This window comes from Paenibacillus bouchesdurhonensis, assembly GCF_900155685.1.
GTDB classification, from domain to species: domain Bacteria; phylum Bacillota; class Bacilli; order Paenibacillales; family Paenibacillaceae; genus Fontibacillus; species Fontibacillus bouchesdurhonensis.
In genome coordinates this window covers 227,132-240,305 of sequence record NZ_LT732547.1, presented here as the reverse complement: position 1 = coordinate 240,305, position 13,174 = coordinate 227,132, and the positions used below count along the sequence as shown (strand labels likewise).

At 36.2% G+C, this 13,174-nt stretch carries 5 protein-coding genes and 1 pseudogene; 4 read left to right on the top strand and 2 right to left on the bottom strand.

The features are described 5' to 3' along the window. Positions 1–68: 68 nt before the first annotated feature. The 4 genes and pseudogenes from CZ379_RS01130 to CZ379_RS01115 all read left to right on the top strand — a co-directional run. A pseudogene (locus CZ379_RS01130) lies at positions 69–2,828 on the top strand (type I restriction endonuclease subunit R); the annotation flags it as partial. A gap of 161 nt (positions 2,829–2,989) precedes the next feature. Continuing rightward, on the top strand, positions 2,990–3,580 hold the full coding sequence (locus CZ379_RS01125; RefSeq protein WP_110929916.1) for a restriction endonuclease subunit S: 591 nt from the start codon (positions 2,990–2,992) through the stop codon (positions 3,578–3,580). A gap of 21 nt (positions 3,581–3,601) precedes the next feature. Then, entirely contained in the window at positions 3,602–5,155 is a 1,554-nt protein-coding gene (locus tag CZ379_RS01120; protein WP_110929915.1) for a type I restriction-modification system subunit M, read from the top strand. Between the two features lie 3 nt (positions 5,156–5,158). Continuing rightward, positions 5,159–6,349 carry a restriction endonuclease subunit S gene (locus CZ379_RS01115; RefSeq protein WP_110929914.1) on the top strand — a complete coding sequence of 397 codons (1,191 nt, stop codon included), beginning with the start codon at positions 5,159–5,161 and terminating at the stop codon, positions 6,347–6,349. A gap of 977 nt (positions 6,350–7,326) precedes the next feature. On the opposite strand, the gene CZ379_RS01110 is transcribed toward CZ379_RS01115, so the two are convergent. Together CZ379_RS01110 and CZ379_RS01105 are read right to left on the bottom strand one after the other, a co-directional pair. Next, the gene (locus CZ379_RS01110; protein WP_110929913.1) at positions 7,327–9,306 is read right to left on the bottom strand and encodes an ATP-binding protein; all 1,980 of its coding nucleotides are present in this window, start codon (positions 9,304–9,306) and stop codon (positions 7,327–7,329) included. A gap of 243 nt (positions 9,307–9,549) precedes the next feature. Next, on the bottom strand, positions 9,550–12,972 hold the full coding sequence (locus CZ379_RS01105) for an AAA domain-containing protein (RefSeq protein WP_110929912.1): 3,423 nt from the start codon (positions 12,970–12,972) through the stop codon (positions 9,550–9,552). Positions 12,973–13,174 lie beyond the last annotated feature (202 nt).

Genomic DNA, 13,174 nt, shown 5'->3' with positions numbered 1-13,174 from the left:
TATGGTGTTCATGGAACCCTCTTTACTTATTTCCAGTATAATAAAAAAAAGAAGTAACAAAGGAGACTCCTAAGATGGGCTATCAATCTGAGGCACAACTCGAAAAAAAATTACATATAAAGCTCGTTGATCAAGGCTATCAACCCGTAAAGATTGCAGATTATGATGCACTCCTTACAAACTTTAAAAATCAACTTAATCTATTTAATGAACCTAAACTTGGTGGGCAACCATTAACTGATATTGAGTTTAAGCGCATTTTGACGCTGATTGAAGGGAAGAGCATATATAATTCAGCGAAGATTTTGCGTGATAAGTTATTGATTGAACGTGAAGATGGCACACAGTTATATGTAGAACTCATGAATACAAAAGACTGGTGCAAGAACTTATTCCAAGTAACAACGCAAACAACAGTAAAAGGTACATATACCAATCGTTATGATGTCACAATACTTATTAATGGTTTGCCGCTTGTACAAATTGAACTTAAACGTCGTGGTTTGGATTTTAAAGAAGCGTTCAATCAAATTCAACGTTATCGTCGCCATACGTTTAATGGTCTATATCGATTTTTACAAATCTTTGTTGTGAGTAACGGAGTAGATACGAAGTACTTCTCTAACTCAGACTATGACATTCAGTTTGGCCTTACGTTCTTTTGGGCAGATAAAAACAATGAACTCATTACAAACTTAAAAGATTTTACGAGCGCATTTCTAAAACCATGCCATTTAGCAAAAATGATTAGTCGCTATATGGTCATTAATGATACAGATAAAGCTTTAATGGTCATGCGTCCTTATCAAATGTATGCAGTAGAAGCACTGGTACAACGGGCAACGGAAACAAGTAATAACGGCTACATTTGGCATACAACTGGCTCTGGTAAAACCTTAACTTCTTTTAAAGCTGGGCAAATATTAGCCGATGAGGAAAGCATCAAAAAGGTGTTCTTCCTTGTCGATCGTCAAGACCTAGACACCCAAACGATTACGGAGTTCAACAAGTTCCAAAAAGGCGCGGTTGACCGTACAGACAAAACGGAAATCCTTATCGAACAAATACAAGATCCAATGAGAAAATTTATTGTGACAACGATTCAAAAAATGAATAATGCTATCAAAAAACCTAAATATACAAAAGTCATGGAGCTATACAAACAAGAGCATGTTGTGTTCATCATTGATGAATGTCATCGCAGCCAATTTGGTGATATGCGCAATGAAATCAGTAAGTATTTCCAAAATGCACAGTACTTCGGTTTTACAGGAACGCCACGCTTTGTCGATAACAAGAGCCAAGATGGACGTACAACTGCTGATCTTTTTGACAAGTGCCTGCATCATTACCTCATTAAAGATGCGATTCGTGATGGGAACGTACTAGGTTTCTCAGTCGAATATATTCGTACATTTAACGCCCGTATTGATGAAACGGATGATACAAAAGTACAAGCGATTGATACAGATGAAGTATGGCATGATGAACGACGTTTGGAACTCGTAGCTGACCATATTATTGATAATCATCTACGACGTTCGAAGAGTAAAGGATATTGTGCAATGTTCGCAATAGATTCCATTCCAACATTAATTAAGTACTACGATATTTTTAAATCGAAACATCACGACTTAAAAATTGCTGGTATTTATTCATATGGGCAAAATGAGGACAGTGATGGAACAAGTGAACATTCCCGAGAAGCACTAGACCGCATGATTGCAGATTATAACAAAATGTATGACACAGACTTCTCTACAGAAACATGGGATCGTTATTTTTCTGATGTATCGAGGAAGGTAAAAAGGGCCCAAATTGATATTTTACTTGTCGTAAAAATGTTCCTGACTGGATTTGATAGTAAGCCTCTCAACACACTTTATGTAGATAAGAACATGGCATATCATGATTTGTTGCAAGCATATAGCCGTACAAATCGTGTAGAGAAATCAACTAAGCCATATGGCAATATCGTTTGTTATCGAAACCTAAAAGAGAATACAGATGATGCAATTAAATTATTTTCTAAAACAGACAATGTTGATACCGTTCTAATGGGTAGCTATGACGAATACTTAAAAGCGTTCAAAGAAGCCGTGAGGAATTTACGAGCAATTACAGTCATTCCAGAAGAAGTAGACGAGCTAGAGAGTGAAGAAGATAAACGTCAATTTATCATTGCATTCAAAAATGTAACGAAATTGCTTCAACGGTTACAATCGTTTTCTGATTTTGAGTTTGATGAAAAAGAGCTTACAATTTCACAGCAGTCCTATGAAGATTTCAAAAGCAAATACTTCAAAGTATACGAGGGTTTTAAGCGTAGCGAAGCGCCAAAAGAATCGATTTTATATGACATTGACTTTGAATTAGAGCTAATGCATACAGACAAAATTAATGTCAGCTACATTTTGAATCTGATTGCAAGCCTTAACACAGAAAATGAAAAAGAACGTGCCAAAGAAATTCGTTTCATCAAACAAGAATTAGACCATGCATCTGATCCGAAGTTACGACTAAAAATTGAATTAATTAAAGAGTTCTTAGATAAGGTTGCGCCAACGTTAACGCCTGGTGAGTCTGTTATAGATGCATACAATCGTTATGAAGAAGAAATGAGTGAGCAAGAGCTCTCTGCATTTGCGAAAGAAATAGAAATTGAAGACAGTGTATTACGTGAACAAGTATCAACCTATGAGTACTCCAATTTAATCGAAAAAAATGCAATTATGGATTCTTTAACAGGTTCATTCCTAAAAAAGAACAAAACAATCAAAGCTATTACATCCTTTATCCGTAATTTTACTGAAAAGTACGGTGCTTAAACTTTATTTCATTGGATTAAAGAGCGCTAATCAAGCGCTCTTTTTGTGATATTATTTAAAATATCATAAAAAGAGCCAATAATTATTGATATTTTTTAAAATATCATATATATTTACGTTTATCTAACCTGATATATTAAAAAATATCAAGGAGGTGTCCGATGAAACTTTATGAAATTGCTAAATTTACACAAGGTGCATTTACAAACCGTGTAGAAACATTATCCTCCAACGTTGAAATAACAAAAGTCAAACCACTTTCTTTAAAGGAATTTAACGAAACACTTGGCTTAGCTTATCGAATATCAAATGAAAAAAATGTGGAAATTACCGTGCCGAAGGAAAAATTAATCCCCCAACTATTAACCGATACAAATAGTCTTATTCTACATACACATACGCAAAAGGTTGCTTTGTTACCTAAGAAGTATAGTGGACTATTATTAACAAATAACTTTATTAAAATTAAATTAGTAACTAATATAGATGAATCCTTTTTTGAATGGTACTTTAATGAACATCCAGCCATTCAAAAACAGTTGGCGGTATTAAGTGAAGGAACCTCCTTTTCATTATTGAAACTATCTCACTTAAAAGATATAGAAATTGACCTACCCCCTACCCAACAGCAAATTATTATCGGAAAAATCGTTCAACTTAAAAAAAGAAAAGAATCACTAATGGCTGAAAAGGGTGAATTACAGCAGCTCTATATTCAGCAAAGACTAATTCAAAGTTTTAATAATAAATAATCGACCTTGGGAGGAAACACGATGACAACAAGTGAGTTACAACGTCAACAACAAGCTGAACTGCATAAAAAATTATGGGCAATGGCAAATGATTTACGAGGTCAAATGGACGCCAGCGAATTTAAAGACTATATTTTAGGACTAATTTTCTACCGTTACCTTTCAGAAAAAGTAGAAGCTCGTGCAAATGTGTTACTAAAAGAAGATGATATATCATTTGCTGATGCATGGAAAAACGAAGAGTATCGTGAGCATCTAGCAGAGTACCTAGTCGATGAATTAGGTTATATTGTAGAGCCACAATTCCTATTTTCTCACTTCCTTAAAGAAATTGAAAAAGGAGCCAATGGTAACTTTGATGTCGAAATGCTGCAGAACGGTGTCAAAGCGATTGAATCCTCTACTTTAGGAACAGACAGCCAAGATGATTTCCAAAACCTATTTGATGACATGGATCTCACTTCATCACGCTTAGGACGTACAGTAAAAGACCGTACCAACCTAATTAGTAAAGTCATTGTAAACATTGCAGAAATTCCATTCGAACAAGACAACGCAGAAATTGACGTTTTGGGCGATGCTTATGAATACATGATTTCTCAATTCGCAGCAAATGCTGGAAAGAAAGCTGGCGAGTTCTATACACCACAACAAGTATCAAAAATTTTAGCTAGAATCGTCACTGCTGGGAAAGCTGAGATTCGTGACGTATATGACGGTGCATGTGGATCAGGATCCTTGCTACTATGTGTAGGGAAAGAAGCAAAAGTACACAAATACTATGGACAAGAAAAAGTATCAACAACATACAACTTAGCTCGCATGAACATGTTGTTACATGACATACCACACCAACGCTTTGATATTCGTAATGCAGATACATTAGAAGAACCACAACATATTGACCAACGTTTTGAAGCAATCGTTGCCAATCCTCCATACTCCGCAAAATGGAGTGCTGATGATAAGTTCAAGGACGATGAGCGCTTTAGTGCCTATGCAAAGCTAGCACCAAAATCAAAAGCAGACTTTGCCTTCATTCAGCACTTTATTCATCAACTAGATGATAACGGTACAATGGCAGTCGTATTGCCACACGGTGTTCTATTCCGTGGAGCTGCTGAAGAAGCTATTCGTAAGTATTTAATTGAAGAGAAGAATTATTTAGATGCAGTGATTGGTTTACCAGCTAATATATTCTACGGTACAAGTATTCCAACATGTATCCTTGTGTTCAAAAAATGCCGTAAAGACGATGCCAGTGTGTTGTTCATTGATGCATCCAATGAATTTGAGAAAGGTAAAAACCAGAACCTTTTATCTGATAAGCACGTTGAAAAAATTATTGCGACATTCTTGAATCGTGAAACAATCGATAAGTATTCATACGCAACCACATTAGAGGAAATTAAAGAGAACGACTACAATTTAAATATCCCTCGTTACGTGGATACATTTGAAGAAGAAGAACCGATTGATTTGCAAGCAGTGGCACAACGCTTGAAAGAAATCGATGAGGAAATTGCAGAAGTGGATCGTGAGTTAGAGAAGTATTTTAAAGAGTTGGGGGTGTAGGAAATGAACACACCTAAAGTTAGATTCAAAGATTTCACAGAAGACTGGAAAATCATTAAGCTAGACAGTTTGATATCATTTAATAATGGCATCAATGCTGAGAAAGACAGTTATGGACATGGACGAAAATTTATTAACGTATTAGATATTTTAAATAATAATTTTATAAAATATAACGATATTATCGGTTCTGTATCTGTTTCTGAAAAGATTGAAGAAACAAACAAAGTTGAATATGGAGATTTATTATTTTTGCGTAGCTCTGAGACTAGAGAAGATGTAGGTAAAAGCTCTGTCTATTTAGATGAAGATGAGTTTGCTTTATTTGGTGGATTTGTTATACGCGGAAAAAAACAAGTTGATTATCACCCATATTTTTTAAAGCTCAATCTGGAATCATCTAAAGTACGTAACCAAATTAGTTCCAAAGCGGGTGGTAGTACACGTTTTAACGTTAGTCAATCTATTTTAAGTTCTATTGAAATTAGTATTCCTAGTCAAAATGAACAAAGAAAAATTGCTGACTTCATAGGTCATTTCGATAAAAGACTCCAACTTCAACAAGAAAAAATCGACTTGTTAAAAGAACAGAAAAAGGGCTATATGCAGAAGATTTTTAGTTGGGGATTGCGGTTTAAGGATGAGAATGGATTGGAATATCCTAAATGGGAACAAAAAAAAATTGCAGATATAGCAACGGTAACAATGGGACAATCTCCAAATAGTGATGCATACTCTATAAATCCTGAAGATACAGTATTAATACAAGGTAATGCCGATTTAAAGAACGGTAAAATTATACCTAGAATCTATACTTCTGAAATAACAAAGACCTGTGAAGAAAATGATATTATTCTGACAGTTAGAGCTCCTGTTGGGATGGTAGCTAAAAGTAACATTAATGCTTGTATTGGACGAGGTGTATGTGCTATAAAAGCAGATGACTTTTTATACTATTACTTAGAATTTTATAACAATACCTCGAAATGGGATAGATTATCTCAAGGTAGCACTTTTGAATCTGTAAATTCTAACGATATTAAATCTATTATAGTCCCTGAACCAAACGTTAAGGAAAAAAAGAAAATATCTCAGTTTCTAAATATACTAAATAAAAAAGTTGAGTTAGAAGAAAAAAAATTAGAGGGCTTACTAAACCAAAAACAAGCCTTCATGCAACAGATGTTCATCTAGTGAAAAAGGCACCATTCCATTTAATGTGGAACGGTGCTGTTCCACACCATTTGTAGAGCGAAAGTCGAAATTCATACTTATGATTATCGAGAAAAACTATACTTGTAGCATAAATCGGATACTCAGAAATCAACAGACAATTCGTCCCCTTCAAAATCCAGGAGCATTTGATTTCTTAGGGAATGTATCTCTTCCTGCTCTTTAACAAATCTAAAAAGTGGGATTTTCACTTTTTATTCCTTCATTTGAGACCACATTTTCGATAAAGCTGATGGACAAAGATAACTTTTCAATACTGGGTTAATCCACTATAATTCTTATTGCATTCCCAACTTCAATAAAATCCGAAAACAAATGAAATCCTTCTGGAATTGAATGTTATCTTTTAATTTTATAAGTGCCTCACCACTGCCTAAATCAATATTCTCATATTCATAAAGTCCCAAAAGTGACCGTAAATAACAGGCCCCGCGTTGGCAGCATCGAGCTCGTCTTAGCCACGTTCGCTCAGTAGAAGTGGTTTTCCTTTTTAAGAGGAAAGCCCAAGGGTAAGCAGAATATAAAAATTTTCATTTAAGCCAGTGTAGCACTTAATGCAACTAAGTTTGTAGATAACGGCCACCCGGTCTCTCTAACCGCCTTAACAAGAACTTTCATTCTATCTTTTAACCCATTCCTCATGAGCCTCACCTCGATTCGGTACCCTCTTTGCAAAGTGAATGCTAACCAACCAATATCTCACTAATGAAAAAATGACAAGAGGGACAATGTAACTTACGAATCCGATTGGATTCGAACAGCGTTGATCCTAACTAAAGTCCAGAATAGCTTTAGCTTGTTTATACGCAATAAATATGCAAAGTGTTAACTCTGCCCTATCCTCGAGGGGAGGATTTCCCACATCCCATAAGCGTTCAATACCACAAATTTAGTCCTACTTGTGATACGGTTCTCCGTAATATAACTAAGTGAAAATTTTAAAATACACATTCTTCAATCCATTTTAAAGCCATATGAGTCATTAAATAATCTTCTTCTGTAATGCTCTTAGCATGTGCATCAACTCTATATGTATTTATAATTTCCATATTCAATTTAAATTTGGACTTATCTTCAAAAACCTTGAAAAAATCCTCCCAATTCTTATCAATCAAAACTTTTAATTCTGGAAAATAATATTCCTTCTCCATTAATTCATTAAGGGGTATTCCTTCAAATTTTGTTCTTTCCTCAGTTTTTTTAGCTTTCAAAATCTTTTCCCTCGCATCAATTTTCCCATACTTGGTAATAAAAACTGTATATATCATCTCTCTTAACTTAATTTCTAACTTATTTCTTCTTTTACTAATTGCGGTTCTCTTCTCTTCCATAGAATTATCAACTAATAAAGTACTATTGTTTTTCAAATATATTGCTAGTGCTTCTATCGTAATAAAATAAGTCTCTTTATATTTCTTTAAGATCCCGTAACCAATCAAATGTTGAATCGTTGAAAAGTCCGCTTTTCCTAATTTAGAAAGGAAGGCCTCATTTCCTTGAACAGCTAAAATTTCTAATAAGTTATATTCCTTAGGATATGAAATCTTTAGCACCTGTATTATTTGTTCTATATATTTTGAAATTGCAATATCATAATTTTGTTTTTCTCTATTATAGTCATATTTATTCACATTTATCGGTCTCTCTAAAGATACCGAACTATTAATTAAACTACAGATGTGTCTAATTAGAAATGGATGTCCACCATAATCTTCTACTAACTTTGTATATATTTCTTCATCGAAATCTAATCCCATGTATTTACCTATACTACTGACCATATTTTTAACATCATAAATTCCGAATAATTCTAAATAGGCAGGATTGATCATAGAAAATATAGGATTGTCAATTCCCTGAATAGATGCAACCTCTACACAATGAGGATTCACACCTGCTACTAAAAAGCATAATTCATTTTGATGCTCCTGGTAAAACGCCCTAATAGTTTGCCAAAAATAAACAAAATCCAAACCATTTCTCCAACACTCAGCACTAGCAGTATCTATTGAAATCATTTCGACTTCATCAAAAATAAATAAAATTCTCTTACTATTCAATGCTTTATAAATATGAAGCATTAAATCTTCAAAGCTAGAAGCAGCATATTTTTCATTAAAAGTATATTCAGATACATCTACTTGTATATCATATTTTTTAATGAGTTTATTAATTAGGCTTTCTAATAACTCAAACCATCTTAAAGTGTGCACGGATGGATTTTGACAATCTATAAATATATATACTCCATCTTTAGATTCTATAGTTCTCATTAGAGCATAAAGTACTGAAGTTTTACCTATCTTTCTTAGTCCAAATAATCCGCCTTGTTCACCACTTATATATTTAGAATAAAACTCTTGCACTATTTTCTTTCTACCAAAAAAATAACTATCATTTCTAATAGGAGATTCTATAGCAAATAAATCTCTACTATAAAAATACTCCCTTAACTTGTTTTCTACATCTTCTTTAGTAACCATACCTCTTATAAATTCATCATATGTAAAAGGTACAATTAACTTTGAATCCTTATTTTCACTATTTAAAGTAGCAATTTTACTTGTAATATTTAAATCTTTACTAACAAGAAAGATACAAACTTTATCTAAACGATTATCATAATCTGTTAAAGTTTTATCTACAAAATCCAAAGCCCTCCTATCAAAATCTTGAAAAGGGGAAAATAATAATAGAAACTCATTATACATATTAAATTTTTCTCTATATTCATCACCTGGTTGTAAAAAGCTAAAGTTATAATCTGTATTTTTAAATCTTTCTATTCTAGAAAAGGTTACTCCAAAAAACTCAGATAAATTCCTTACAATTTTTTTCTCAATATCATTTCCCTTTACATTTAATTTATACTTAATTCCTCTTACAACACGACCATTTGATACTTCTGTTTTTTCCATTAGTATCCCCCAAAAATTATTATTTTAATAAAAATTATATTATCCACTAAATTAACAATACAATTCTCATGATAAATCAATTACTTATGGTACTGTTCTCCGAATCTATTAATAGCGTCAACTATACATCTCTTAGAAATATTAAAAGTCAATTCATCGGGGCATATCAGCCGGTATTTACTAACTGAGCTATTTTCAGTTTTACTCTGAACTAAAAAAGCTTATAGAATTTTTCGCCGTAAGCTAACCCAAGACCACCTGCACCAACTTCCTCTTCTCCAACTCCTCCCTGATCCTCCCAATCATTGCTCCAACATCCGGCCCACGATAGACCAAAGACGTCTCATAATAACACCACTGATGAGATGGGTTCCTCATGGCAGATAGCCAATTGAAGGAGCCTTCAATCAGGACATTGGTATCCACCCACAACGCCTTACTATGGACTCTGTCGGTCAGATGTAGCTGTACCCCGTGTTCCTGCAAAATCTGTTTGGCTTTTACATAAGTATCCTTAAGCTTATTCTTATAGTAGTTCATTGCTTCATTCGTATATATCGACACCGTGATGCCACGCTGCACAGCTTCATCAAATAGCGGCTGAAGTTGATCAGCTTCAATAGCGACTGACGATAGGTACGGGGAGACGATATGAACCTCTTGGTTAGCCGATTGAATGCAATCTCGAAGAAGTTGTTGGTGAGCCTCTAGCTCATGAATATGCTCGATGGGTGCACCGTAACGGGTGTTAAAGTAGTCCCCCAAATCAATGTTCTTGATTTCATTGTCCTCTTTGGCAAATAAATACTTGGCAAGCAAGCCAGATGGTGTCGGCCTAGCAGGAGAGAACACTCCCATGTCACCAAACACAAGAAAGCTGTCCCTCGCTCTGGATACGGCTACGTTTAACATCGGAACCCCTTGGTCGAAAAAATACCCCGAGGAATGGTTACTGTCATACACTGGAGAAAATAGGACGATCGGGCGTTCATCTCCCTGCAATGTGTGTACCGTACCCGCTTTTACTCCTTTCAATCCTGCACGTTTCAGCTTATTTAGGAGTAGCCATTTTTGAGAAGAAAAAGGAGTTACAATGGCAACAATGTCTTCGATCCGAGTTAGCCCTTCTTGCGAATAGTATTCCAGAAGCTTATCCTTATTTCGGTCAATCCAACTGACAATCACTTCCGCTTCGAGTTTATTCTGTAGGCTACCTCCTCGTTTCCGCGAAGTACCTGGAATATGAGCGTATCCCATATGCGGTAGTAAATAATCTTTGATCGATTTCCGCTTAGGTTCCAGTTTCCCGTAATAAGCCAGTTCATTGCAGTAGGCAATAATTTCAGGTACGCACCTACGATGCTCTGTCAACAAGAATCCTCCATCCGACTCCGAAATAGTATATTTGGTGTGTCTTCTGGCAACTTCCATGACGGAGCCGCAAGATGCCGGGATTCCCGTAATTCTAAGTTCATCATAAGCCTCGGGGTCTGTCTGCAATCCATATCGTTGTAAATTGCCCATATCTACCGTAATAGGGATGCTCCAAACGGGCTGAATTTGCAAGGTATCTCCGACAATAATCGCCTTCTTGGCTAAGGCAAAGGAAGCCCCAGCAACTTCAGGTACAACTTGCCCAGCTTCATCAATGATCAGCATATCAATATATTCATACATGGGATGCAGCCTCGCTTGATATGCACTAAAAAAAGTAGGCAACATATATAAGGTTGTGACAAAACAAGGCGTTAGCTTGGCCAATCTTCTCCACAATAGAGAACGCCCTTTCTTTCCATTTTTCCGATTATAGCTCGGATCCGATAGCATTCTTTCCGTTTCCAACAACCATTGACCTTCCCAATAATGAACGGCGAGCTTAAACGCCTCATAACGGTTCGTTCGATCCAAATATTCCAAATAGGTCTCTTCCTCTTGAATTGAAAGGGTAGATGCGACCTCTTCCCATTTATTCTGCGCTGTTACATATTCCTCGTATTCCTTCATTACTTCCGACAACTGCGCTTCTGCCTGCTCTCTCTTGCCTCTCAATCTGCTGTGACTGTCTGCGAACCACTGATCAATTTGCTCCTCTTGGGCCATATCTGGTAGCTGGTTAAGGGAACAAAAGAGTATGTTCCTTAATTGCTTCTTGCGAATAGCTATATTTTTGACAACGGGAATTTTAAGCAGCAATGGGATCCACCAGGGTTCTTCCAAAAGAAACTTCTTCCACTCGATCCGGAACTTCTCTAGTTCAGCCAATTCTTCTATTACTCGATTTACATGTTCCGTTCGATCTTGAATCACATTTTGAATACCTTTGGGATACTTGGCCTTAATAGAACCTTCCAATTCTTGATACTTAACATGGGTGTTTACGATATATTGAATTTCTTGTGATACTTTAACAAGATTACCGTGCAATAAGTCGGTTGCATCATCGACGGTGGCTATATCCTGTGCAAAATATTGAGAACATTTCTCCAAATAATACTGGGAGGCTTGAGCTAGGAAATCCGTCGTTTCAATGTGCTCAAAGTAACCCCGAAATCCGCCTTGTCCAGTCATTACGGTTAACCAGTCTTCATCTTCGTGTTCGTCATTGAAAGAAGATCTCAAATAAGAACCGTAGCTCGTAATATCGGGAATCCATCGACCGGAAAGGGGATTCTCCCCCACTTCGTTCACTTTTCCAAAGCTTCCAATAACGTTAGTAACCGCATTGTTATTCGTAGAAGTCACGACGATGACTGGCGGCTCCATTTTATGAATTGCATGGTGAACAACAGAAGTGGCGACAACACTTTGTAACAATGTCGTTTTTCCTGTCCCCGGCGGGCCATTGACTGCTATCAAATCCCCATCGTTTAGCAGCGTTACATGATGCATGGCCTGCCGCTGCGAGTTGGAAAGGTAGAACTGATTACTCATCTGCCCATAGTGACCAACAGAAAGCTTCTCGGAAGCTATCCCCTTCAATGCAGGTAACGGTGGTTGACTTTCTATGCTTGCAAACGTTAGCTGCAAAGGCGATTGGACTTGGTCTATCTCGATATTGCCGTAAAGATCCTGTATGGCTCTCGAAGTTCCAGTGACAAGATCGTTGATGAAAAGATAGCTTTCATCGGATAAACGATACTGTTCATGTGTCCACTCCGAAAGGGGGATGCCGGTGACATTTTTAAAAAATTCGAGAGCGAAGTTTAAATAATCCGCCCAGCTTTCCCGGTTTACAGATCGTGTTGAAAGGTACTCATCCACCTGATCAATATTCCCCATCGGTAAAACTTCAGTTTCACTCGGTTCCAGATAGTCCCTACAAATCCAGGGCGTATATCGTGGGTGAGGCTTTAATGTTCCGGATACATCTAGTAAGGCCGGAATCCATAATGGAGCAATAGCTTCAGGTAATCTATAGTTAATCGTGCTACCATGCTCTTTCTTTACATAAGTTACGGCAGGGCACACTACCACATCAAAAATCGTCTTCTTCTTATCCTTATCCTTACACTTGGAAATAAACTGCTGTACGGTATCCGAGGATACGACACCTTTCTCAATTGCGTCATATTGAATTAAAAACCCACTTGGCTTCATTTTGTTAAAATTCGGATCCAACCAGTCCGCATCGGCTAAGCTGTTTCTCCAATACTTCAGTACGTTCATGGTTGCTATTCACCCTTCCATGCCTAAAGCTCTAGCTAGGGGTACTTTCGACAAACTTCAGGGAAATCCTTCCTGATTTGATAGATTGGAGTTAGGCCATTAGACAGATTTGTTGTTCTGATTTATTTTCTTCCCTTTCAAAAGTAAAATAAGTAATATTTGAAATAATTACATATAGTAGTTACAAACGTGGAAATAAACG

Coding starts and splice junctions, on each gene's coding strand:
- CZ379_RS01125 (WP_110929916.1), top strand. CDS start 2,990: ATGAAACTTTATGAAATTGCTAAATTTACACAAGGTGCATTTACAAAC.
- CZ379_RS01120 (WP_110929915.1), top strand. CDS start 3,602: ATGACAACAAGTGAGTTACAACGTCAACAACAAGCTGAACTGCATAAA.
- CZ379_RS01115 (WP_110929914.1), top strand. CDS start 5,159: ATGAACACACCTAAAGTTAGATTCAAAGATTTCACAGAAGACTGGAAA.
- CZ379_RS01110 (WP_110929913.1), bottom strand. CDS start 9,306: ATGGAAAAAACAGAAGTATCAAATGGTCGTGTTGTAAGAGGAATTAAG.
- CZ379_RS01105 (WP_110929912.1), bottom strand. CDS start 12,972: ATGAACGTACTGAAGTATTGGAGAAACAGCTTAGCCGATGCGGACTGG.